Source organism: Streptomyces vulcanius (assembly GCF_042653945.1).
In the GTDB taxonomy this organism is placed as follows: domain Bacteria; phylum Actinomycetota; class Actinomycetes; order Streptomycetales; family Streptomycetaceae; genus Streptomyces; species Streptomyces mangrovi.
Genome location: NZ_JBHSFK010000041.1, coordinates 1 through 26,804, shown reverse-complemented (window position 1 = coordinate 26,804; position 26,804 = coordinate 1). Strand labels below are relative to the sequence as shown.

Genomic DNA, 26,804 nt, shown 5'->3' with positions numbered 1-26,804 from the left:
CGCTCAATCGCTGGAGTCGCTGTCATCACCGGAGTCGCTGGAGTCACTGGAGTCACTGTCCTCGCTGTCGCGTGCTTCCGATGCCCGCCCCCCGGGGAGCGGGTACGGCCGGGGGACAGGGGGCGGGGCGTCCTCCGGAAGGGGGAGCGTCTCGGGCAGCGCCAGCTGCCAGCCTCCATCGGCCGTGGATCCGCCCTGCGCGGTGAGCACCGGAGCTCCCTGCGTGCTCCCCTTGGCCAGGGCCGTCGGCTCATCCGTCCACCACACGTGACGGCCCAGATGCTGTGCCGTCCACTGCGCCAGCTCACGCATGCCGGGCCCCTGCCCGTAGATGATGACGGCGGTGTCCAGGCCGTGGCCCAGCAGGGCGAGGTCGTGTCCCATCACCTCCAGGAACTCATGGCCCGACATGTTCACCGTCCAGGACCCGAAGGTCACCAGCAGGCGGTTCGGGTTCTGCGGGTCCACCTGGATGCCCGTCGGATACGGGACCTCGGTGGCGTGCAGCCAGGGCGCGTCCACCAGGCCGGCGGAGGTGTGGATCTTCGCCAGATTCACCGTCTCCCCCACCGGGCCGGTGAAGCCCCGGCCGCTCCCCGTCCTCCCGGCCAGCTCCGTGGTCAGGACGGTGGAGTCGTAGAGGCCGAGCTTCTCCAGGTGGTAGGTGGCCGCCACGTCCGGGTCGGACGCGTTCCGTCCCGCCGCGAACGCCTGGGTGAGCAGGCTCCGCAACCGGTCCGGTTCCGGCCTGTCGACGGTGTGGTTCGGGGCCAGATGGAGCACCTGCCGGGCGAGCTCGTCCACGTCCGCTCCCGCCTCGTCCACCGTCTCCCCGGCCTTCACCCGCGCCCAGAACATCCGCGAGAGCTCCGCCGGGCCCACCGCATCGGGACCGGACAGCCGCAGGGCGTCGACGGCCTCGCCGGTGATGGCGCCCGAACGTACCCAGTCGGCGGCTTCCCGTACCGCGTCGGGCAGCGTCACGAAGTCGCTCAGCCGGGCCTCGGGCAGTCCGGCCTCATAGCGGGCGGCCCGCGTCCGCGCCGCCGCGACCAGCACACGGTGGGCGACCTCCTGGTCGAGTCCGAGCCCACCGGCCGCCGGATGCGCCGCCACCACCCGCTCCAACAGGTCCAGTGTCAGCGGGCTCATCCGCTGGAACTCCTGGTCGTCCAGCCACATGTCATCCGGGCTCGGCGGACCCGCCGTCCGGAACTCCGGGTCGGCCCGCCACATGTCGTCCACCGCCGCCACCCCGGACAGCAGCTCCCCGAAGTCGGCACGGTCCTGCACCCGGATGCCGAACACCGACTTCAGCGCCCGTACCAGACGCAGCGTCCGCTCCCGGTCGGCCTCCGCCACCGGGCCGTAGCCCAGGTGCGGCCAGGCCACCCGTGTCAGCAGGTCCAGGTCCGCGCCCTGCGGCTCCGGCCGGAACAGGACGACCGCCCGGCGCCGTCCCTGGGCATCGGTGTCGATGTACCGCACGTACTTGCCCTTGCTGTTGGCGGACATCGCCTGCGGGCCCTCGGTGGCACGCACCCAGCGTTGTGCCCTGTTCGCGATGTGCTGTCCCAGCGCGGCCTCCGCCAGCGGATCGGGCACGAACACGCTGTGCAGGGCCGGGCTTCCGGCCTTGGGGAGCGGCACGGCGCGGTTCTTGGGCGTCCCGACCGAGCAGCTGACGATGTCGATCCAGTGGTCCTCGGACAGATGCGAGATCTTCCAGGCGACCCAGTCGGCCGCCTCCTCCTCGTCGACGAGGAGAACACTCAGCTCGCCGGTGGCCATGTCCCGCAGGATCAGCTCGATGAAGCCGTTTCTGCCGTGCGCGGAGACGGCGTGCGCCTTGTCCTCGGAGAACGGCTGGTCCTCGGGACCCGGGCGCGGCAGCGGGCGCCGCGAGGAGCGCTCGTTCGTGGCGATGTTGAAGTGGACGAACTTCCTCGCCTCGCGGAGGTGACTGTCCTCGTCCTCGAAGCTCTCCGCGAACTCCCTGGGCCTGAAGAAGGCGTCGCCGGTCACTTCGCCGGTCACCGGGTCGGCGAGGGGCTGGGTCACCACATCTGCCCACCAGCCGGGCATGTTGTTGTCGAGAACGGGCCCCTGGCCCGGCCGGAGCGTGAGCCAGGTGCCCTTGGGGACGCCCTCCCGTCCGGCGACGGTGTCGATGCCGCCCGTCCCGTCGGGCCGCAGGCCGACCGTGACCTCGCCGCTGTGCAGCCGCAACTCCAGGCCGGTGCGGTTCGCGAGCCCCTGGAACCGCTCGCGGTGGCGGCCCAGGAAGGGGACGGCCAGCACGACCCGGGTGCCCGCCGGCAGAGCGGCCCGGGTCAGGGCAGCGGCCAGGAGCTCGATGAACTCCTCGATGTCCACATCCTCCGCCGAACCGTACGGCGGTCGCACCACCACCTTGCCCTCCCGTCCGTCGGCGGCGACGACGTACGGCACCTCCCCCTCCGGCCACGGCGTCCTCCGCCGGGGAGCGGCGCCGACGGCGAGCGAACCGTCCGGCTGCGGCTCCCGGACATCGCTCCAGTCGGTGTCCAGGTGCAGGGCGTCCGCGGACCCCATGACGTCCGGCCCGAGCCAGTTGATCCCCGCAGCCAGGTGCCTGTCGTCCCCCACCGTGAAGAGCTTGCTCCGGTCCGCCCCGGCCGCTCCCACCCTTTCGAGGCGGAACGCCCCCAGCTCCGCCAGGCTGCCGGCCCGCCCGGCCTGCTCGGCCTCCCGCAGCAGCCCGAACAGCCGCTGGCGCACGGCCTGGTGCACCAGCACGCCGGCCGGCAGGCCAAGGACATGACGGGCCACCACATCAAGCCGGAGCGGACCGTCGCGGAACCGCCGGTCACGGCCGCGCAGTACGTCCAGCTTCTCCAGCGCCGCCGCGTCCTCCGGCAGGATCACCCGTACCGCCGCCTGCTGCGCCAGGTACTCCTGCGGCACACCGGCGAGCCGGGCCGCCTCCTCGGACGGCCATCCGGCGGCCTCCTCGGAGGTCACGAAGTCCCGGGAGGTCATCCGCTGCCCGCTCGGGGGCATCCCCTGCTGAAGAACGCGCAGTGCGTCGTCCAGGAAGCCGGTGAACGCCTGGTGCAGGTCCCGCGCACGGCCGGCGGCGGTGCCGTCGGGGCCCCATCCGATGCTCTGGACGACCGGCAGCGCGACCCCCGCCCGCCGGTTCCGCATACCGGCCAGCGCCACCTCGAACGCCTGCTCCCCGAGCAGAAGGTCCGTTCCCTCGGCCCAGAACACCACCGGGGTCAGCTCCGGGAGCGCCTTCAGCGGCTCGTCGGCGCGCGACGCGGCCGGCCGCGGCTCGACCGGCGCGGTGAACACCCCTGGAGCGGTCATCTCCAGGCCGGGCATCGCCTGCCCCGACGACGCCCGGGACGCCCCCCGCTCCGAGGGCTCCCAGTCCATCGCCCCCAAGTCGGAGTTCGACGCGGAGCCCGACTCGGAGCCCGTCCCGGGCGCGCCGCCGCTCGGTCCGGGACCAGCCGGTCGTCCGTCCGGGATGGCGAGCCGGACGGCGAGTTCGTCGCGGTGCTCGATGCCCAGTTTCCGGAGCGCCCGGCCGAGACGCATTTCCATGCTCTTGACGGGAATTCCAAGAATCGCGGCTATGTCCCCGTTGTCGTACCCCTTGACGGCGAGTGCGACGACCTGCCGTTGCTTGATGCTGAGCAGGTCCAGGTACGGCAGATCCTGCCCGCCGGTTTCGCGCAGTTGTGCGGCGGTCTCCTCCAGAGCGGTCAGGCTTTCCACGGGCCCGGCGGCCACGGCGTCCCGTACCAGCCCGAACAGGTCCCCGCGCGCTGCCGGGCCCACCGGCACGCTCGCCGGGAGTCGCAGGACGCGCCGGGCCACCGTGTCGAGGTCGAAGGGGCCACCCCGCAGGTCGGCGTCGCTCCCGCGCAGGAGGTCCAGCTTGGCCACGGCCGACGCTTCGGGAGAGGAGATGACCCTGAGCGTCGCCTGGTTCGCCAGTTGCTCCAGCGGCACACCGAGCTGATCGGTCACGTCGGTGGAGGGGTGCCTGTTGAACGGCTCCGTGGAGGTCGTGAAGTCGTCCACGGTCAACCGTGGCGCGTCCGCCGGCAGACCCAGCTGAAGTACGCTCAGCGCCTTGGTCAGATGCTCGGTGAGCGCGGTGGACGCACGCGCCGCACGCGGTGCCCTCCCGAGGACGTACTCATCGCCGTAGCCGGTGGTGAGCATCGTCGGTATCGCGACATCCACGGCCCGGTTCCGCATACCGGTCAACACCATGTGGAGTGCCAGCCCATCGAGGTCACTGTGGGCGTTGGTGCTGACCTCTGCCTTGGAGTTCAGCGCCACCAGGCTGAGTTGCGGCAGTTCCCGCAGCGGCCCGGGAAGGCGCGGATCCCCAGGCGACTCCGCCGTGTCCGGGGAGTGGGTGATCTCGACCGTGGCCCGGCGCAGCAAGTCCTGAGGCCGCAGGCGGAGCTGCCTGGCCGTGTCGGCGGAGGGGGTTGTGCCACCCGGCGTCGGGGTGATCGTGAAGTCCCGCAGGCTCAGCGGTGGGGTGTTCTCCGGCAGAGCTCGCCGAACAATCTTCAGGGCCCTGGTCAGCCGGCCGGCGAGCTCCTCGGACACGCTCTCCGCCCGCCGCATGTCCAGCGGCGGTTTGCCGTACGCGGTGATGCCGACGGTCGACCGTCGGCCCTGCAGACGGGCCGACGCCAGTTTGAACGCCACCTCCCCGAGGTCGTTCTTCGCCTTCTGGAGCAGGTCGGTGGGGGTTTTGGGGTCCTTCCGGAATTCCACCGCGATCAGCTGCCCCGCCGGAGGCGGGTCGACGGCGGTGGTGCGCGCCGGCTGCCCATCGTTCGGGGCGGGAGCGCCGGAGGAGCCCGGGGCGGTGTCCAGGTCCATGCCGGCGTCCATGCCCAGGGCCGGGTCCAGGGCTGTTCCGTCGGGCCCGAACACCGGCAGGTCGCCGAGGGTGATCGGACCGCCCTCGCGGAGCCGTTCGGCGGTTGCCGCCAGGTCCGCCAGGCTTTCCAGCGGCCGGGCGGCTTCGACGACCCGTACCAGTTCGAACAGTTCTTCCCGCCTGGCCGCGTCCACCGGGGCGTCCACCGGGTGTCCCAGGACGCGCCGGGCCACCGCGTCGAGGTCGAAGGGGCCACCCCACAGCTCGGTGTCACTGCCGCGCAGGGCATCCAGCTTGGCCACGGCGGCCGCGTCCGGAGCGGAGATGACCTCGACCACCACGTGGCGCAGCAAAGCCTCGGGGGAGACATGCAGCTGATCGGCCACGGCAACGGAGGGCCAGTCGCCACCCGCCTTCGAGGTGGTCCTGAAGTTCCGCGCGGTCAGCCGGGTCGCCTCGGGCAGCTCCCGCTGAAGTGCGTACAGTGCCTTTTCCAGATACGTGGAGAACTTCCTGGACGCACGGTCCGCGAACTTCGCACCACCATCACCGGAACCCAGCCAGCTGCCGTACCCGGTGATCCCGAAGGTCAGGGGCGTGACCTTCGCGCTCTGGTTCCGCAGACCGGTCGTCGCCACCTCGTACGCGATCCGCTCAAGCTCGCTCTCCGCCTCAGGGGTCAGGTCCCCGCGGTTGTCGACCGCCACCGAGGCCAGCAACGGCAGCTCCCGCAGCGGCCCGGGAAGGCGCGGATCGATCAGGGGGGCCGCTGTGTCCGGGGAGAGGGTGATCTCGACCGTCGCCTGCCGTGCCAACTCACTGAGTGGTATGCCAAGCAACTGGGCTGTAGCAGGGGAGGGGTGCCGACCGGCCGCCTTCGTGTTGATCGTGAAGTCCCCCACGCTCAGCGGTGTCGCGTTCTCGGGCAGCGCGCGCTGAAGAGCGGTCAGCGCCTCGACCAGATAGCCGGTGAGCACCCTGGACACACTCTCCGCACGCTCCTTGTCCACACGGGAGTTGCCGTGCCCGATGATCTCGACCGCCGAGTGCTGACCCCGCAGCCGGGCCAGCACCATGGCGAACGCCACCTCTCTGAGGTGGGTCTTCGCCTGCTGGAGCGGCTCCCTGAGGTTCTTCTTCTCCCTCGAGAAGTCCACCGCGCTCAGCTGCCACGACGGACGCGGGTAGGCCGCCGCGGTGGGAGTCGGCCGTACGGTGGCACCGCCGGCGGCGGTTGCTGGGCCCGGATGACCGCTCACGGCCTGCTCGGCGTCGGAGTCCGGGTCCGGGGCCGAGCCAGGGGCCGAGTCCAGGGCCGGGTCGATGCCCGGGTCGATGCCCATGCCCAGGTCCATGCCCGGGTCCATGCCCAGGGCCGGGTCCATGCCGAGGTCGATGCCCATGCCCGGGTCGATGCCTGGGTCCATGCCCATGCCCGGGTCGATGCCGAGGCCGATGCCCGGGTCCATGCCCGGGTCCATGCCCAGGGCCGGGTCCATGCCCAGGTCCATGCCCAGGGCCGGGTCCATGCCGAGGTCGATGCCCATGCCCGGGTCGATGCCTGGGTCCATGCCCATGCCCGGGTCGATGCCGAGGCCGATGCCCGGGTCCATGCCCAGGGCCGGGTCCAGGGCTGTTCCGTCGGGCCCGAACACCGGCAGGTCGCCGAGGGCATCCGCACCGCCCTCGCGCGGCCGCTCGGCGGCCTCCGCCGCCAGGTCCGCCAGGCTTTCCAGCGGCCGGGCGGCTTCGACGATCCGTACCAGTTCGAACAGTTCTTCCCGCTTGTCCGCGTCCACCGGGGTGCCCGCCGGGAGTCCCAGGACGCGGCGGGCCACCGCGTCGAGGTCGAAGGGGCCACCGCTCAGGACGGTGTCGCTCCCCCGCAGGGCATCCAGCTTGGCCACGGCCGCCGCGTCCGGGGCGGAGATGACCTCGACCACCGCCCGGCGCAGCAGATCCTCAGAGGGAGCACCCAGCTGATCGACCACGACACCGGGCAGCTGGTTGCCACCTGTCGTCGTGGTGAAGAGGAAGCGCCGCGCGGTCAGCGGTGGCGTGTTCTCGGGCAGATCCCGTTGGAGCGTTTTCAGCGCCTTGTCCAGATAGCCGGTGAGCAAATTGGACGTCTGCTTCGCGAAGTTCCCCCCGCCATGGGCGGAACCGAGCAGGCTGCCGTACCCGGTGACGCGGATGGACAGCGGCGTGACTTTCGCGTCCTGGTCCCGCAGAACGGTCAGCGCCAGTTTGTACCCCATTTCCTCAAGGTCGGTCTGCGCCTTCGTGGTCAGCCGTGCGTGGTCGTCGAACGCCACCGCGGTCAGCAGCGGCAGCTCCCGCAGCGGCCCGGCAATGCGCGGATCGGCCGACGTCGGTGCCGCATCCGGGGAGAGGGTGATCCTTACGGTCGCCTTCCGCGCGAAATCCTGGAGCCGCATGCCGAGCAGATCGACCGTGGCAGGGGAGGGGTGCCGGCCGCCCGCCCTCGCGATCATCGTGAAGTCCCGCACGGTCACCGGTGACACGTTCTCGGGCAGAGCCTGCTGAAGCATGGTCAGCGCTTCGCCCAGATAGCCGGTGAGCACCGTGGACACACCCTCCGCGCGGTCCTTGTTGACCGCGGAGTTGCCGTACGCGGCGATGTCGACTGTTGGATCCTGGCCCCGCAGGTGGGCCAACGCGAGCTCGAACGCCAACACCCGGAGCGGCCTCATCTCCTTCTGGAGCGGCTTCCATCTGCGATTCCGCTCCTTCGGGAGTTCCACCGTGATCAGCCGCCACGCCGGAAGCGAGTCGAGCGTCGCGATGAGCGCCGACTGCCGGACGGCGGGTACGGGACCGGGGCCCCCGAACGCGTCCGGGGCCGTTCTGTCGGGTTCATCGGACCCGAACACCGACAGGTCGCCGAGGGCGTCCGGACCGCTCTCATACAGCCGTTCGGCGGCCGCCGCCAGGTCCGCCAGGCTTTCCAGGGGGCCGGCCGCTCCGGCGGCCCGGACCAGCCCGAACAGCGTCTTCCGCTCGTCCCCGCTCACCGGCGCGCCCGCTGGGAGTCGCAGAACGCGACGGGCCACCGCGTCGAGGTCGAAGGGGCCACCGCTCAGGTCGGTGTCGCTCCCGCGCAGCACGTCCAGCTTGGCCACGGCCTTCGCGGCCGGGGAGGAGATGATCTCCACCATCGCCTGCCGCAGCAACTGCTGAGGGGCGAGATCGAACTCGTCGGCCAGCTCGCGGGAAGGCTTGCCGCCACCCGTTTCCTCCTCGATCGGGAAGTCCCGCAGGGTCAGCCGTGAGGTGTCGGGCAGACCCCGCTGGAGCGTGTTCAGCGCCCAGTCCAGATAGCCGTCGAGCAGTTCGTGCACCCGGCTGGCGAGCATCGCACCACCGTCACCGGAACCGTGGACGCTGCCGAATCCGGTGACGCGGAACTTCGACCGTGTGACCTTCGCTCCCTGGTCCCGCATAGCGGTCAGCACGATCTGGAACGCCATCTCCCGGAGGTCACGCCTCGTCTGCGCGGGCAGTTGTGAGTGGGAGGTGAAGGCCCACAGGGTCCGCGACGGCAGTTCCTGGAGCGGCCTGGCCACTTGCGGGTGGACGGGCGCGGCGGGGACCTGGCCGGCGGCCTCGTCGACGGCTGCGACGGCAGGGGCAGGGGCAGGGGCAGGGGCAGGGGCTGCGGTCGAAGGCCCGGCCTCGGTGCTCGCGCTCCGGGGCGCCATGCGCTCGTCCCGGGCCTCCACGCTGTCGAGCGTGGGCAGCTCCGGTACCAGCTGTACGGGCGGCGTGGGCGGCGCGGGCGACACCTGGAGCGCCGGGGTGTCGGCGTCGGCCGGCTCCAGATCCATCGGCCAGTCCATGGGCGAGCCCATCGGCGAGTCCATCGGCGAGTCCTCCGGCTCGTCGGCGGCACTTCGCGGGTCCGCCGTCGGCCGGGCCGGAGCCTCCTCCCACGCCCGCACCGCCACATGGCTGGGCGTCGGACGGAGGCCGGCCAGCACCTCCACGTCCAGTCCGAGGTCACGCGCGGCCATCAGGAGAAGGGACGGCAGCGCCTCCGCGAACGACGGTGTGACCTGTCCCGGCTGGTTGGAGAACGCGCCGACCAGGTTACGCAGACCATGCCAGGTCAGTGGCAGCGGGTCGCCCTGGCCGGCCCGCCACTGGTCCAGTGCGTCGAAGCCCCGCAGCAGGGCCTCGAACGTCGGCCGGTCGTCCTCCAGCAACGGCCCGTACACCATCCGGACCGCCCGCCAACCCCGCCGCACGTACTCCACCCGGCGCCGGTCACCGGCCACCCGCTCGGTCCACCAGGCCAGCTCCGCCGACGTGGGCTGCAGACGGAACCCGGCCAGCTCGTCGCCCTCCGCCAGCTGAAGCGAGGTCGTCAGCTCCGTACTGTCGTCACCGTCCTCGTCCAGTACCTCCTCGACCCGCGAGCCGACCCCGATCTCCAGGCCCTGGGCGGAGGCCCACATCCACCGTCCCGCCCCCTCGGCCAGCAGTTCCCCGGCCAGCAGCCACTCCAGCGGATCACGGCCGTGCGCGTGCGGGCCCGCCACGTCGGCGCCCATCACCACCACCTGCGTGCCCTCCGGCGCCGCCGTCAGCTCCGGAACCTGCGCGAAGAGGTAGTCCACCACCCCCTCGTAAGGGAACTCCACTTCGGGGCCGTCCTCGGACAGCAGCGTCGCCGACGTTCCGTCCCCGGTCAGACCCAGCAGGAACAGCAGGTCGAACGGCGCCTTCCGAGGGGCGGTCTCCACCAACGCCATGCCTGTGTCGTCGGGCGACGACGCCAGTCGCACCTCCGTCAGGTGGGTCACTCCCGGCAGCAGGCCGTAGGACTCCGGCCACCCCAGCCAGCTCGGCTCGGGCCGCGACGACACGCCCACCAGCTCATCCGCCCCATTCCGGTGAGCGGCATGCCGCAACCGGTCCACCGGGACCAGGTCCCCGTTCCGTGCGGCGATCTCCGTCGGCCACTCGATCCTGTCCCGCTCCGGCGTCGCCCGCAGCTCCCGCAGCGCCCGCTCCGCGCTCCCGACGGCCTCCGCGAAGGCCGAATGGACGGCACCGGCCTGCACGGTGCCGTCCGTCAGCACCCGCGACGCCCGCTTCAGCAACTCGGCCATCCGCTCGTACAACGGGTGATCCTCGGACAACCGCTGGTGCCCCAGGGCATAACGGCCCAGCACCCCGGCCAGTTTCACCTGGTTCGTCGGGGCCAGCAGCCGCAGCGGCGGGCGACCCGCCCGTGGCACGCCGGTGGCGGCCATCGTCAGGAAGGTGGCGAACCCCCGGACCACCGGATCGTCCAGAATCCGTTTCACCGATTGGCCCAGCACCTCGGGAGACAGCGGCACCCTGGCTGCCACCGCCCGCTGGTACAGCCCCTGGCCGAGCGCCGCCAACTCCAGCAGCCCCTGGCCGATCTGCTCCTCGGTCATGCGCCCGCCGTCGAACGTGTACGCCGGCAGCTCGTCCACGATCAGCGGAACCGCCGGTCGGCCGCCGCCGGTGTACAGGCCGGCGGAGTCCGTCGGGCCGGGCTGCCCGTTCCGGCCGACCCGCTGTCCCTGGGAGGTACGCCCCGTCAGCGCGGCGGTCAGCTGCTCACGCGGGGTCGGCCCGTCACCGACAGCGGTGTCGAAGAAGTCGAACGAGCCGGCCCGGCCCGGCTGGTGGAGCTGGGAGAGCCGTTCCAGCGTGCCCTGAAGCAGGTCGCCGGCGATGGCGCTGAGCGTGTTGTGGTCGGCGTCGAGGAAGGCCCGTACGCCCTGCGGGCCGGGCCGCAGCGCCCGCCTGGCGGCGTCGAGGTCGCCGAGTGGTGCCGACGGCAGCACGGTGGCGGGGGGCAGCCCGTTCTCGGGCGCCGGCGCGAACGTGGCGGTGACCGGTGTGACGCCGACCTGGTTGAACGCCTGCCAGGTGTATCCCCAGAGCTCGTCCACCTCCGGGACGGCCGACAGGAACGGGACGAGTTCCAACGGCATCGCGGCGTGACGGGGGACCCGTCGGCCGACGAACTCCCTGACGGCCCGCTCCCCGAACTTCCGCCCCGCCATGAGCAGGGGCAGCAGGTTCCGGTGCGGGAACCGATCGACGGCCTGGCTGAGGTGCAGCGCGCGACCCACCGACGGAATGCCCGAAGTCAACCGTGTGACGGGCCGGCCGTCATAGCCCGAGGCGGGGGGATGGACGGTGGCCGCCCGCCCGGCCTTGGTGATGTTCCAGTCCGGGAGTTGCTCCAGCAGCTCCTCCAGCGACGTCGGCCCCTGCGCGGTCGTGAGCGCCAGCCGGTCACGGACCTGGCCCCGCCGGGACTCCGCCTCCGTCAGCGACTGCAAGCTCTCGCCGGGGACGGAGGCCGCCGGATCGACGACGACCTCCGGGATGTGGAAAGCGGTCGCGACGAACTCCGGCCGCGTGTGTGACGCCGACGCCCTGTCGACGGTCAGACCGGTGGTGGCGTCGCGGTAGAACGTCTCCACGCCGACGACCACCTTGACCCCGGGCCCGGTCGCCAGGACCACCCCCCGCAGATCGGGCGACTCCCCCATGGCGGGGAGGGGGATGCCGAGCTCGCCCAGCTGGTCCACGGAGAGGTTGATCTTCGTCGGATAGCGGTACTCGACCCTTGCGCCGACGCCCGCGTACTCGTCTCGCACCGCCCGGTCCAGCAGCGCGTGTTCCACCGACGACGACTCCACGAACGGTGGCAGCGCCTCCGCCACCACCTGCCCGGACGGATCGATCACCACCGCCCGTACGTCGAACGGGGTCAGGTCGGGCCGCGTCGACGACACCCGCTGCCCCTCGTCCAGGGACGCGTCCACCCACACCACGCCGTCCGGCAGGTGGTACGCCGCGAACGCGTGCCCCAGTCCGTCCTGCGGCCGCTGCCCCGGTTCCAGGGACACCGACCCCGGCCGCCGCGCCAGCACCAGCGCCGTCGACCCCACCCCGGCCTGCCGCAGGGCGTCCTCCACCGCCTCCCACGACCCCACCCGGTCCCAGCCCGGGCCCGCCACCAGCTCGGCCGCCGGACCCTTCATGCCCAGCGCCGAGTCGTCCACCGAGCCGCGCACCGAGCCGTCCGCCGAGCCGCCCACCACACCGACGGGCCGCACGGCCTCACGGTGCCACGCCTGCTTCAGCATCGCGTCCCGGAAGCCGCGCAGCAGCAGCAGACACCGCCACACCGGCGCACCCTCCGCCGGTGTCCTCGGCGCCAGCGGTGCCACCTTGTCCACCAGCCGCTTCAGCTCCTCCGGGGTCAGCACCCGGGGAGGAGACGTCGGCCAGGTGGTGGTGGCGGCGGTCGTGTCCTCGGCGGCGGGGTCCGTGGACGCGACGGGGACCTCGTCCGGGGCGAGCTCCGTGAACGGGTCGGACAGGCCGCGCGGGCGGCGCCGGAGGTCGAAGTCGGCGAAGGCGGGGGTGAAGGGGTCGCTGTCGTGCAGGTCTCCGTAGGTGCGGGCCCGGTCGGGCGGGTCGGCGTCGTTCAGGTCGCTGTCGGAGTCGTCGCTGTCGGAGTCGTCGGTGTCCGGGTCGAGCAGGGCGGTGCGGGGCACGGCGGTACCGTCGGGCGCGTTCGTGTCGGGCGCGTCGGTGCTGGTCACGTCCGTGTCGTGGGCCGGGGCCGGGGTCGGGGCCGGGGCCGGGGCCGCGTCCGTCTGCCGGGAGTCGTCCGGCGGTACGACCGGCGGTGCGACCGGCGGGGGCGTGGCGAGGCGGGTGTCCCGGGGGTTGCGGGCACCGTCCGGGACGGTGGCCAGGTATTCGCCGGCCCGCTCGTGGACGGTGATCCGCGAGTCCGGGTCCACGGACGGGTCGCCGAAGGTCTCCGAGGAGCCGTCCTCGTGGACAAGGGTGAGACGCAGCCCGAGGTGGCGGACGGTCAGTTCGGCGGCCAGGCGCTCCGTCGCGGGGCCCCAGCCCCGCCCCGTGACGAGCTGGACCCGGAGCAGGGCGCGTTCGTGCTCCTGCAAGAGCGGGAGCAGGCCGGTGAACAGCCGGCCGCCCTGCCGGGCGAGTTCGATGCGCTGCGGCCTCGTGAGCACCAGCCCGGCGTCGGCCAACTCCTTTCGGGTGAACCGGGCTTCGGGGTCCAGCCGGGCCGAGTCGGGCAGCGGGAGCCGACCGAGGGCTTCTCGTATCCGGGCGGTGAGGGCGACCGAGGGCGGGTCGACGGGCGCGGTGGGGGCGACCGGCGCGGCGGGGTCGGCCGGCTGGACGGGGGCGATCGGCGCGGCGGGGTCGGGCGACCGGAGGGCGAGCGGCAGGAAGGCCGTCAAGTCCGGGGTGTCCGTGCGCAGTTCGGTGACGGAGCGGGCGATCGCTTCGTGGAAGCGGTTGCCGTCGCCGCCCGGGTCGAGCAGGCGCAGGACATAGCCGTCCGGGTCGGTGAGCCAGCCGGGATCGGCGGCGGTGTCGAAGGCGGTGCCGTCGGTGGTGCCGGTGGTGCCGGTCGGCGTGGGCCGGATCCAGGGCCGTTGGGTGTGGGCCACCAGCGGCCCCCGCTCGTCCGGTTCGGCGGGCGGGGCCTTCGGCACGGGGGTGACGGCCGTGCCCTCGGGCTCCGGGACGGACCGTACCGCCTGGTAGTGCTTGTCGGCCAGGTGGAGGACGACCTGGGGGGTGGTGCCCAGGGGCTGCTCCGGGTCCGGGCCGAAGTCGTGGTGGTAGCCGTCCTCCGTCACGATCCGGACGCCGGGGTGCCCGGTGGATACGGGAAGCCGGGCGGCCAGCGTCGGCCACAGGTCGGCCGTGCCGTGGTTCCAGCCGGTCTCGCGGTCGGCGTCGGCCGGGCGGCGGAGCTGGGCGACGGCCAGCGCCTGGCGCAGGGCGGGGCTCAGCGGGCGGTGGGTGCGGTCGGGGGTGCCGCCGGCGGAGTCCGGGATGACGCCCAGCGCGTCGAACTCGCGGCGCTGCGGGGTGTCGACGCCCAGGTCGAGCCCCGCGTCGGCGAGTTCGGCGGCGGTGAAGGTGTCGGGGCGGTCCGGGGCCAGGCGCTCCAGGAGGGGGGAGTTGTCGGGCAGGTCGGCGAGCTGGGTGGCGAAGGCCTCGCGGAGCGTCGCGGCGGTCTCCCCCTGTCCACGGGCCTCGGCGAGGGCGTGGAAGAAGGCGTTGCCGTCCTTGGGGACGTCGACGAGACGGTGGGTCCGGCCGTCCGGGCCGGTCAGGGCGGGGATGCCGGAGGGGGCGGGGGCGGTGGTGTCGGGGTCGGGGTCGATGGTGACGCGCTGGTAGGCGGGCTCCGGGGCGGGCTCGGAGACCTTGTCGGGGTCGGGGGTCGGCGCGACGGCGGCGGTCACGGTGGGCTCCGGGAGCCCGGCCCGGGTCGGGGCGGCCGTGCCCGTGCCGGTGCCGGTGGTGCCCGTGCCCGTGGTCGTGCCTGTGCCTGTGCCCGTGGTCGTGCCTGTGCCTGTGCCCGTGGTCGTGCCCGTGCTGGTGGTGCCGGTGGTCGTGCCCGTGCCGGTGGTGCCGGTGGTGCCGGTGGTGCCGGTGCCTGTGCCCGTACCGGTGGTCGTGCCCGTGCCGGTGGTGCCCGTCCCCGTCGTCCCCGTGCCCGGGTCGGCGGGCAGCTGGTGCCAGCGGGTCAGCCGGTCCGCCTCGCCCCGCACCCGGTGGAACTCCTCGGCCGCCGTCTCGGCCCGTTCCCGCTGCGCCTGGATCTTCTGGAGCCGGGTCTCCACGGCCCCCCGGGTGGTGTTCACCGCCAGGGTCGTTGTGGCCAGCAGGTCCTTGGCCGCCTGCCTGTGTTCGTCGGCCGCTGCCTGTCGTTCCGCGCGTGCCAGGGCGGCCACCGCGATCAGGCGTTCGCGTTCGGCCTCCCGTGCTTTCTTGACGCCCTCGATGGCAGCGGTCAGCTTTGCGCGGGCCGTCTTGACCTGCTTCGCCGCCTCGGTGACGGCGGGGGAGGCGACGAGGAGTTCGAGGAGCAGCGCGTCGTTGACCTCCGCTTGGGCCCGGGTGACCCGGTCGGTCGCGGTGCGGAGCTGCTCGGCGAACTCCCCGGACGGGTCGGTGTCGCCCGGTTCGGCGGCGGTGGCGGCGCGGATCGCGGCGGTGGCGGCCGACACGTCGGCGTTGTACGCGCGTCTCGCGTCGGCGTACTCGGCGCGCCACACGCGTTGTGTGTCCTTGTGCAGTCTGCGGGCCACCGACCGGGCCGCGACCGCCAGTTCGGCGGTCTCCCGCAGGTCGGGGAGTTCGCGGCGGAGTGCCAGGTACTCCGTGTCGGCGTCCGTCCAGGTCTTGGCCGCCTTGGTGACCTCGTCCCAGGCCTCCCCGACGCGCTTGGGGAAGTTGGTGTCGGTGATCAGGCCGAGGTCCCGGGCCACGTCCTCGCGGACCCACGCGATCACCAGCGTCCCGGCCTCGACGGCGCCGGCCTTGGGCTTGCTGCCGAAGACGTCCTTGGTGTGGCGCCGGATCCAGGAGGGGACGGGGCCGTCCTTGAAGTCCCGGTCGACGGTGGCGACGGCCAGCCAGGTGGTCGGGACGGCGAACAGGAAGGTCCGGCCTCTCGGCGGCTTCACGTGCTCCTGGTACCCGACCTCCTGGACCACCACCTGACCGTCGTCGTCGGCGGTGTCGGCACCGGTGCCGCTGACGATCGGGTTGGACCCGCCGATGGCGTCCGACCGCAGGATCGGGGTGCCGCCGATGAGCGAGTTCTGGGTGGTGCCCTGCGCCGCCTCGACCGCCGTGCCGAGCACGAACAGTTCGGGTGCCTCCAGGGCCGTGTCGTCGGTGACCGCGAGCAGGGTGGCGGCGCCGAAGTCGGGGCGGGTGTAGAGGGCGAGGGAGCCGGACGCGTGGTCGGTGAACCTGTTCTCCGTCAGGCCGTCGGTGAGGTAGCCGCCCCGGGCGGCCGAGGTCTGGTGGAAGAAGGCGCTGAGCGGGCCGGGCCCCGAGGCGTCCTCCAGCGCCTGGGCGGAGCCGGTGCCCTCGGCGGTGAGGGGGGTACGCAGGGCCTGGGTGAGCGCGTTGTCCAGCGCCGGGCCGGTCAGGGTGCCGCTGGTGCCGGCCAGCCGGTTGTCGTACGCCTTGCCGAGCGCGACCGTCGCGGCGGCGCGGACCCGGTCGTCGCCGATGACATCGCGGACGACGATGCCGTTCTCGGGGAGCTCGAAGGGGCGGCGGGTGCCGTCGGGCTGGGTGGTGGTGGCCCAGGCGGTGATGGCGGCGGTGGGGTTCTTGGCGACAGTGGGGTTGTCGCCGCCGGTGAGGACGGTGAGAGAGGGAGCGGGGAGGGTGGGCTCCGGGGGGCTGAGGGGGTCGGGGGCGGTGCCGGTGTTCGTACCCGTGCCGGTGTCCGTGCCCGTGGCCGGCAGAGCACCGGGGCGGACGAGGCTCACCGGGATGAAGTCCGTGATGGAGCCGATCTCCTCCTCCACGCGGATGCGGCGGCGGGTGTCCGCGACAGGGGGAGCACTGCTCAGGACGGAGGGAGCGGTGTTCGCCCGGGCCAGGGCGGGAGCCGTGTCGGGGGCCGTGTCAGGAGCCGGGGGCGGCGTGGTGGTGGCCGGCTCGTCATGTGCCGGAGGGGCCGGGAGGGCGCCCCGCGTCTCAGGCACCGGTGCGGTGGTGGCGGCGGTGGTGGCTGTGGTGGCGGCGGTGGTGGTGGTGCCCTGCCCGTCGGGTACCGGTGGGGTCTGGACGGTGCCCCGCCGCAGGTGCCGGGCCGACGGGACGTCGGCCGTGCCGCGCTTCTCGCCCAGTTCCAGTGTGACCCGCAGCCGGTAGCGGGTCTGGAACTCCGCGTGCGGGCCCTTCGAGACGGCCTTCCAGGTCTTGGTGTGGGTGGCGGAGTCCTCGATGGACAGCTGGCGCCGGGTCGAGCCGGTCTCCATGAACGCCGGGCCGGCGGCGGGGGCGATGGTGCTGCCGGTGTGGAGGTTCTCGGTGATGACGGTGCCGATGTCGCTGCCCCGGCTCTCGGTGGTGCCGACGGTGAGCACGGTGGTGGCGGCCCGGCCGTCCTCGGTCTCGGTGCCGGGCCACAGGCCGACGAACGTCTCGCCGTCCGCGACCGGCACCAGCTCCACCCGGGCCCGCACATTGCGGCCCCCGATGCGGACGCTGCGCCAGCCGGGGCCGCCGATGCGGACGGGCACGGAGTGGCCGGAGCCGGTCAGTTCGCGCCGCAGTGCCCGGGTGATCCGCCCCGACAGCAGGTGCTGCACGCTCTCCCGGCCGGTGTCGTCGATGCCCAGGTCGCTGAGTTGGCGGTCTATGGCGGCCAGCACCTTGGAGGCGTCGAGGGTGTTGACGGGATACGCGGCGAACGGGCGGGACCGGAACCAGTCGTGCTGGCGCCAGGGGCGCCCGGCGTACTCGGGCGCGGGTGCCAGGCCGTCCTTGAGCAGGTTCAGCCGGTGGGCGACGCGCTCGGGCAGATAGCCCAGCCAGCCGCCCGGGACCAGCTGCCGCCGGCCGGCGACACCGTTGGGCACGCCCGGCAGATGGCGGACGAGCGGCCCCAGCAGGCCCGTGGTCCGCACCGAGGCGGCCACCTCGTGCACCGCGTCGCCGGCCGTCAGCACGTGCATGCCGCCGTGCACCAGGCCCAGGCCCGAGGTGACCGAGCGGGTGGTGGCGAGGGACCAGCCCTTGGCCCGCTTCCAGGGCCGCAGCATGATCCCGTACGTACCCACCGGCCCACCTGGGTGAGAGTGGCCGTACAGGAAGGTGGTGCCGGCCTGCTGGAAGGTGGTCCGAACCGCCGAACCGCCGGCCTGGGAGGACGACTTGATCGTGGTGGTGCTCGCCACCGGCACGGGGCGGCCCAGCGCGTGCAGCCCGGTGATCCGCACCTGGTGGACGACGGTCGCCAGCCAGTCGACGTACGGGCCCTTGCCGAACAGGCCGGTCACCCGGGAGCCCATCGGGCCGGCGGCCTGGTCGAAGTCGGCGGTCAGGTACTGCGGCCGGTGCGAGCGCACGGCGGCGTCGTGTTCGGGTGCCCCCTGCTGGGTCAACTGCCAGGCGCCCTTGGGGGATTCGCGGCGCAGCAGCTGGCCGCTGAGGCCCTTGGAGGCCTCCGCCAGCGCCTCGTCCACCAGGGTGGGGGAACCCTTGGTGCTCAGCACGGTGAGCGTCTCGTGCGGCTGGCCGTGCAGCGGGCCCGGGGACCGGTCCTCGTCGGTGGGCCGCTGCCCCGGGGACCGGTCCTCGTCGGTGAGCAGACCGCTGCTCAGCCGGCGGGCCCTGGCCGGGTCCAGCACGGTGGTCCGGGTCGGGTCGGGGGCCTCGGCCGGGTTGGTGGCCGGGTCCAGCAGGGTGTCCGGGGAGGGCACGGGGGGCTCGGGCCGGTACGGGTTGGATGCCCCGGCGGCGTGCGGGTCCCGGTGCGGCATCTCGGCGTCGGCGACGCTGAGCAGTACCCGTCCGCTGATCGGGTCGCCCGCCTCGCCCCCGATCAGGTCGGCGGTGCGCTGCGGCCAGAACCCCAACAGTTCGGTGCCCAGCAGGCCGAGCGAGACGGAACCCCGCCAGAGGCCGCGGAACCGCCAGAAGCCGCCGGAGCGGGCCGTCAGCCGTAGGCCGTAGGAGAAGAGATGGGAGGGGGCCGGGCGCGCGAGCTCCGTCTCGTGGGTGGCGGTCGCCCCGTACACGGTGTTGTCCCGGCGCTGCCCCCCGCCCTGGACCCCGGTCCGCGCGGTGACCGCGTTGGCCGGGTTGCCCTCGCTGTCGGTCGCGGTGTTGCGGGAGGAGGTGGTCCACTCGAAGCCGCCCTCGGCGCTCTGGACCGCCTGCCGGGAGCCGTCCACCCTGCTGGTGCCGATGGTGGTGTGGGTGAGGCCGAGGTCCTGCTGGGTGCCTTCGTAGCGACGGCCGGTCAGCTCGATGTCCAGCTCGATGTGGCGATAGGTGGTGGTCATCCTGCCCCGCTCCGACAGGGCCAGGTGGAGGCTTTGCTGGAGCGTCAGGTTCAGGTTGCCTGCCAGCATGTGATGGGCGAGCGTGTTGATCACGGTCGTGGTGTTCTGGAGGACGTTGTTGTAGACGGCGGTGGAGCGGAACTTCTTCGGGTCACCGAGGTCGGAGATCCGGGCCACCATGTGCGGGTACTTGTCGGCGAGCGCGGCCAGGACCTGGTTGGTGGCGGCGTCCAGGAAGGTGACCGGCGGGGGTGGGGCTGGGGCTGGGGCTGGGGCTGGGGCGGTGGTGAGCAGGTCGGTGACGGGTGAGGTGGTGGGCTCGTCGGTGGTGGCGGGTGCGGTGACGGGCGTGGTGGTGGGCTCGTCGGTGACGGCGGGTGCGGTGGTGGGCTCGTCGGTGGTGACGGGTGTGACGGCCGGTGCCGTGGTGACCGGAGCCGTGGTGGCCGGAGCGTCGCGGACGGTGGGCTCGGTGTCCACGGCCGGGGCCGTCGTGGCGGCCGTCCCGGTGCCGGGCGGCGGCACCGCCACCGGGTTGGTGAAGCGCCCGTCCGCGTGGAGGAACTGCTCCACCCGGCTGCCACCCAGCGTCGGCGGGTGATCCGTCGTCAGATAGGCCGGGGCGTACGGCTCCGTGCCGCTCGCCCCGCGCAGGGCGGTCCCGTCGTCCCAGCCGGCCAGCCGCCGCGCCTCGGTGACCGTCATCCGGTCCAGGCTCCACGTCACGAACGGCGTCGGCTCGGGGTCACCGACCAGCCGTACATAGATGGTCTTCTCGACCTTGTAGAGGACGGTGGGCATTTCCTTCGCGGCGCCCATCGACTTCTCGGCCCCCGTGCCGCCGGTCATCGTGTTGCGCCCCGAGCTGTGCCCGTAGTGGTAGGTGGGGCCGAACTGCATCCGCAGCCGGGCCTCGTCCCAGCCGAAGATGTCGCCGAGCCAGGCCATCGGGTTGAAGCTGATCGACGGGCCGACGGCGAGGATGATGTCCTTGAACCACGACTTGGACTGCTTGCGCTCGTTCTTGACGGTGACCTGACCGATCTCCCAGATGGCGGCCTTGTCGCTGTCCCTCGCCGGGACGGCCCGGCCGGGCACGAACCGGTCGATGACGAACATGCCCTGCGTTTCGGTGTGGGAGTCGTCGGTGAACAGCGGGTCGCTCACCCCCATCGACCGGGTCAGCCGCCCCGACATCTCCTTCATGGACTCTTCGTTGAACAGCTTGTCGATGGTGAGGTGCGCGGGAGAGTCCGGCACGGCACCGATCCGGTTCACCGCCCACTTGTGGATCGCCTGGACGGGGCCGAAGTCCTCGGTGCGGACGAGCCGGTAGTCCGATTCGGGGCCCAGCGCCAGCTCGGCGGGGGCCCGCAGCGGGGGTGTGGTCCGCTTGACGGTCAGGCTGTCCGCCAGGCGCAGCCCAAGACCCCTGCGCAGGCCGAACGCGAAGCTGCTGTCGGCGAGTCGCTCCACCGCGGGCCGGGCCCGCCAAGGGGTGCCGAGGACACCGCGCCGGGCCGGCTTCGCGGGCTCGGCGTCGGTGACCCGTATATCGAAGTACACGTCGTCGAGGTGCAGATGGGAGGCGTCGGCGTGCCGTGTCTCGGACTGGACCTGCATCTGGTCGTGGGCCACGAACATGACCGCCCGGTTGCGGCCGATCCGCAGCACGATCCGGCCGAACGGCGCCACCGGCCAGGCCGGCGGGCCGAGCGGGACGCCCGGGCCGGCCATCAGCGTCTGAGCGACCACCTTGGCGGAGCCGGTAGTGGCCTGTGTTCGGTGCGCGTTGTCGACCTTGACCGCTTCCGCGCCGTCCGAGAACCGCTCCCAGGTCGCGTACGGGCGGGCCCTGACGTGCAGGGTGCGGAGCCGGCCCGACTCGGTGGTGTACGTGAACTTGTGGCCCCCGTCCCGGAAGAACACCCGGGAGTCGGACTCCAGGGCCCTGCGCACCCGCTGGTCGAGCGTCCGCGCCGACGCGTGGCGCCTGCGGTCGCGCGCGTTGGGCTCGGCGGGCCGGGTGTCCGGGTTCTTGGCCAGCCGGCCCAGGATGGTGTCCGCCGTCTGCTCGGTACCGCGCAGGACGACGCGCCCGGAACCGAAGACGACACCGCCCACCTCCGCCTCCACGTCCAGGTCGGCGTCCAGTTCGGCGTCGGCGTGGGGGTCGACACTGGTGTCGGTCCCGGTGTCGGTCTCGGTGTCGGCGTCCTCGGACAGGGGCAGCAGCCCGTCCAGGTAGCCGGGCATCCGGCTTCCGTCGGCGAAGACACTGGGCCTCCGCTCGGTGGCCGGCGGCAGCATCGAGAAGTCCACCCGGGACGGGCGGCGGGCCTTCAGCTCCTCGTCGATCCGGGTGCCGGCGGCTTCGGGCACGGTACGGCGCCCTGGCGGGGCTGGGGTGTTGCCCTCCGCCGGAGTGGTGACGGGCGCCGGGGGTGCGGGGGGCGGCGGTGCCTCCTCGGTGCGGGGGGCTCGTTCCGTACGGGGTGGTGCGTTCTCCGGGAGGGCGGGGGGTGCGGGTGGCGCGGGCGGTGTCGGCTCCGGCTCCGGCTCCGGCTCCGGCTCCGGCTCCGGCGACACGGACTCCGGCGCCGATGACACGGGCACCGGAACCGGCGTCTCCGCAGGGGGAGGCGGCGCGGTTTCGGCCGTCGGGGCGGGTCGGCCAGAGGAGCTGTGGGAGTGGATGGTGATGACGGGGCCCTGTCCGTTCCCAGGACTCAGCTCCCTCCAGGCGATGGTGGACGACCTGGTGGTGTCGATCATGAGCGGGCCGTCCGGCTGGGGCCGAACCAGGTCGAACGGGCCATCCGTGAACATAATGGGGCGGCCCAGTCGTCGTAGCGCCTTCCCTGGCAGCTCGGGATTGAGCCTGCCGAGCTCCGAAATCCCCATCATCAGCGGGATGCTGAGCTGTGCGCCGTGGATTTCGGGGTCGCGGGCCAGCAGCTCCAGCAACTCCTCCTCGGACACCTCGTACCACGGCCCGTCCGGCTGCCGGATCTTCAGCCGTCCGTTGCCCAGGGCCACGGCGGTGGCCAGCAGCGGTACCGTCCGCCACGGGGTGCGTGGGGTGGTGGGGCCGGTGGAACCCGGGTCCGGGGAGGCATGGGGGCCCGGGGAACCGGGGACGGAGGATAGGTCCAGGGAGAAGTCGTCCGGGAAGTCGCCGTGCGGGAGGTCGGGGTCCAGGGGTTCCAGGGAGTCCCGGGAGACCAGGGAGTCCGGGGAATCGGGCGCGGGCGCGGAGGAGGGGTCCAGGAAGAAGTCGTCCGGGAAGTCAGTGGACGGGAAGTCGAGGCCCAGGGAGTCCCGGGAGACCAGGGAGTCCGGGGAATCGGGCGCGGGCGCGGAGGAGGGGTCCAGGAAGAAGTCGTCCGGGAAGTCGGTGGACGGGAAGTCGAGGCCCAGGGAGTCAGGGGCAGGGGCGGGCACCCGCCACTTGGTCAGGTCGACCTGGCCGGTGAGGTCCAGGCCGGCGAGGTTCCGGCCGCCCGCTATGCCGTCGCCCTTGATCAGGCTGTCCGTTCCGAGCAGCCCCTCGAACTCCAGGTGGGCGGCGGCGAGCGCGTTCACGTCGAACGTGTCGCGGGTGGCCAGGGCCTTGGCCACCGTTTGACGTGCGCGTGTCGACTGGCTGGGGTCGGGCTGCGGGAGGTGCAGGATCCGGGCCTCGAAGGCGTCCCGGTCGGGCTGACGGTCGTACACCTCCTGGGTCCGGACCTGGGTCCAGAAGTACTGCGAGCGGTGCAGGCTCGTGATCTCGGGCTCCGACTCCGGGTCCAGGCCGAGGACCGCGCGGATCTCGGCTTCGGCGGGTTTTCCGTGCTCCAGTGCGACCTGCACCACCAGGGGCAGGCCGGCGAAGCCGCTGAGTGTGCCGGCCGGGACAGGCGTCCGTCCCGCTGCCACCTCCCCCGCCGCCCGCCGATGGTGTCCGAGGGCCGCCATCAGGGTGTCGCCGAACTCCCGCTCGCCCAGCGTGGTCGGCTCGGTTCCCGGGCCTGCCTGCTGATTGGCGAGTACGACCCGGTTCAGCAGGTCCGTTGTGAAGTGCGGGGCGGCCTTGGACAGCACCGGGTCCGCCCGCCGCAGCAGCTCCACAGCCCCGATCGCCTTCCACAGCATCGGATAGCGGTCGGTGGTGTCGACATCGTCGCCGAAGATCTTGCGCAGCGTCCGGACCAGGCGCAACGTGGCGTCCAGATCGAGGGGGGAGACCGGGTCCGGTCCGGTGTGCAGCCCGGCTACCCGGGCCCGCACGGCGAGTTCGGGGGGCAGCGGCTCGGGCCACGGAATCCGCGACCGACCCCGCCGGCCCTGTATATCGGTCATTTGGACGTGCGAGTAGCGACCGTTCTCGGTGAGGTTCGCACCGATCCGATTGCCGTTGGAGTTGACTCTCATACGGGTCTCGTTCGCCGTGAGCTGGGTGCCGGAGATGGTCGCCAGCTCGTCGAGGACGAACGCGTCGGGGGAGGCGGGGGCCCACACCGCGTCGATGGGCAGATCCGTGGCGCCGTCGGCGGAGCAGGGCCCCAGGAAGAACTCCAGCGGTTCCTCGCCCCGGGCCATGGCGGCCTCGCTCTTCTTGCTGAGCGCGCTCACGCTGGGCCGTCGGCGCAGGGCTCTGGCGAACTTCGCCCAAGGCACGGTGACGACACGGCGGTCGATCAGCGGCACGTCGGTGGCGCCGGGCTGGCCGTGACCGTAGTAGAAGTAGTCCGACTTCGGTGCGGGGCCGTACTGGTCGAGTATTTCGTCCGTCACGGGGTTGTAGTGGTACTTCCCCTCGTGGTCCCGCAGGTGGCGGAACTGGTCGTATCTGGTCTCCAAGTCGGGCTCGGTCGACTGGTACGACGACCGACCGGTGTGCTGGTGGTCGGTGGAGACGATGGTGCGGGTGAGCCACAGTGCCTCCCACCACTCGGGTACGTCGTCCGGGTCGGGGTCGCGCCACTCGCCGGGGTGGACGGGGAGCCAGTCGCCGATCGGTTTGCCGGTCTCGCCGTAGGCGGTCAGGACACGGCGGCCGGCCGGCGCGGTGTCGGTGTCAGCCGTGCCTGTGTCGGTGCCCGTGCCTGTGCCTGTGCCGGTGTCGGCCGGTGGCGGAGCCGTGGTGAGGAGGCTGGTGTTCACCAGGACGGTCATGCCCGTCCGGTGTGCGACCAGGCGCGGCAGGCGGAGCCCCAGGCCGCCGGCTTCGGGCCAGGCGAGCAGGATCTTCGTGTCGGCGGGCAGTTTCTTCGCCTCGACGACGAGGTACTCCACGAGTTCGGCGGCGGTCATCCAGCGGTGTCCCCCGCCGGGCCATGGCACGCGCACCCCGTCGGGTCCGCCTTCGTCGGACACCAGGGTCAGGGGCACTCCGTTCCACGGCGCCTCGTCCACCGTGACGGGCTTTCCTGTCGGCCGGTTCACCACCCGGGTGATGTCGAGGTCCAGATCGGGAATGGGGGTCCAGTTGCGGCCCGGCTGCTCGATTCCGTTGAGGGTGATGGGGTGGTCGGCCAGGGTGGTACGGAAGTGGTGGGCGCCCAGCGCGGCGAGGTTGCCGGCGTAGCCCTGGGGCGCCGCGTCCCGTACGAGGGCGGTCAGTTCGGCCCGTACGGTGTCGCCCACCTCGGCGTCGGCGGGCAGATGCAGGACCTGGCGGGCCATGGCGTCCACGTCGGCCGAGGTCAGGGGGCCTTGGCCGTGCTCCGGGTCCTGGGACAGGAGCCGCGTCAAGGCGGTGCGGACGTCGGCGTCGAGACCGAGGCCGCCGTCGGGGTTTGCCTCCCCGGTGTCCGGGTCCCCGGTGTCCGGCGTCCGCGCGTCGGCCGTCTCCCCGGCGAGGCTCGCCTGGTCCAGGATCTCGCTCAGGGTGTTCGGGTCGGACGGGCCCGACGAACTGTAGGAGTAAACGCTGTCCGGGATCATTGGCGCGTCGGACGGGTCTGACGCGTCCGGCATGTCGGTGTCCTGCTCCACCTCGGACACGGAGCCGGCCGGGCCGAGCAGCGGCAGCGCCGCTGCCGCGTCCCGCACCACGCCCAGCACCTGCTTCCGTGCCTCCTCGGTGAGTGCCTTCGGGTGCTTGGTCACCTGGGCCGCGCTCGCGACGGCGCGCAGCACCTTCCGCAGCCGGTCCTGGACCCCCGGTGCCAGCGGGGTGCCGAGCGCGACCAGGGCCAGCGCCTCGGCGACCGGCTGGGCCTGCCACATCATCAGCGGTGGCCGGGCGTTCCCGTCGGTGGTGGGCAGCAGCTGGGTGGAGGCCAGGGCCAGGAACGGTGCGAAGGCCCGCACCACGGGATGGCCGACGATCCGGCTGACGGAGTCGCGCAGCGCCTCGTCGGTGAGCGGTTCCCGGAGCCGGACCGCCCGCTCGTGGATCGCCCGCGACAGCGTCGCCAACTCCTCGACGGTGCGCAGGAGACTGTCGTCGGTCGCCGTGATCTCTCCGGTGAGGGTCTGCCGGATCTCCAGCAGCATCAGGGGGTCGAGGTGTTCCCCCAGGCTGTTGTCCACCTGGCTGTGGCCCTCCATGCCGGTGGCCCGCAGGTGGACGGCGGTCGCCAGGTCCGGGGGCAGCCCGTCCCGCTTCTGCCGCCGGCGCAACTCGTCGCGTACCCGTTGCAACTCGGGGAGGGCGCCCAGGCCGCGCAGCGTCACCGTGAGGTACTCGCCGACGGTCAGGAGGGGGGCGGGCTCGTCGAGGATGCCCCGCACGTCCTGGTCCTCGGCCTGTTTGAGGACCACCCGCCGGTGGCGGTTGACGAGTTCCGCCAGCGACGGCTCGAAGACTTCACGGATCGTGTCGTGGCGCCGGTCGAGGAACTCGCGGGTGCGGGGGCGGAGGGACTCCAGGACTCCCGGCTCGTCGGGCCGGTCGGGATCGCCGGCCAGCGGGGTCCGGGACGCGCCGGGGATCGCGTTCTTGAGCAGCCCGCTGCCGTGGGCCTTCGACAGCGGCCAAGCGCCCACATGGGTGTACAGCAGCCAGCCGTAGCCCCAGACCTCGTCGACGTCGGCCAGCACCGCCAGGAACGGGACATGGGCCTTGGCCACTTCCGGGTTGCCTGTCGCGTCCCGTACGAAAGTGGCGGTCATGCCCTGGCCGAACTGCCGGGCGGCGTAAAGGATCTGGAAGATCGGGGGCAGCAGGCTCTGCTTCATGATCCAGTCATGTGCCGCCCGCAGACCGACCGTCTCCACGCCGATCGTGGCCTGCGGGAACAGCGTATGGCCGTCGCCGGTGGTGTTCGGAGGCAGCTGGATCCGCTTGGCCTCCTCCTCCGTCCGCCATCCGATGTCGGCGAAGATCTCCGCGACCGTCCACGGACGGTCCCCCTGGTGGGCTTCGACCAGCGCGGCCCGCCCGAGTGCCAGCTGCTCCAGCAGGAAGCCGAGGGCGGGTCGTGACTCCCCGGGCAGGACCGCCGCCGGGTCGAGCACGAACTCCACCACCGGTCTCTCGGTCATCGCGGGGTTCGGATTCTGCTCGGACACCGCGCGTCGCCCGTTCCCGTACAACAAGCCGTCGGCTCCGCGGAAGAACGGGCCGTGGTCGAGGACCGCCAGAACGCCGGGTGTGGAGGCCAGGACCTGCTTTGGTTCGGAATGGGTCCTGAGGGGGTACACGGGTGCTTCCCCGGGCGTGTGCCCGGCGAGCCCCGAGGGAAGTATGAAGCCCAGCGCGCCCGGATAGGTCGTCCAGCCGGCGGAGGCGAAGACGCTCCTCAGAGTCAGGGGCTTACGCAGCTGGTGGGCTTCGGTGAGCACTGCGAAGGCCTGCGCCAGCCAGGACTCCGGGGTGGACCCCTGCCCGGGCGGTGGTGCCGTCGCCGGATCGGGTACGAAGGCCAGGACGGGGAACTCCTGCCGCGGGGGTTCCGGGTGCTCCGGGGTCCGTGCCTGGTGCCGCTGCGGGTACCAGCGGCCGTCCGGCCCCTGGAAGAGCACACGGTCTTCGCTGACCGCCCGGATGCCGGGGGCGGTGGCCACCAGGGTGCCGG

General features: G+C 72.7%; 1 protein-coding gene. It reads right to left on the bottom strand.

Features of this window, described 5'->3' with window-relative positions; all coding sequences use genetic code 11:
• Positions 1-3 precede the first annotated feature (3 nt).
• Positions 4-26,793 carry a lonely Cys domain-containing protein gene (locus ACFPIH_RS43240; RefSeq protein ID WP_385878757.1) on the bottom strand — a complete coding sequence of 8,930 codons (26,790 nt, stop codon included), beginning with the start codon at positions 26,791-26,793 and terminating at the stop codon, positions 4-6.
• Positions 26,794-26,804 lie beyond the last annotated feature (11 nt).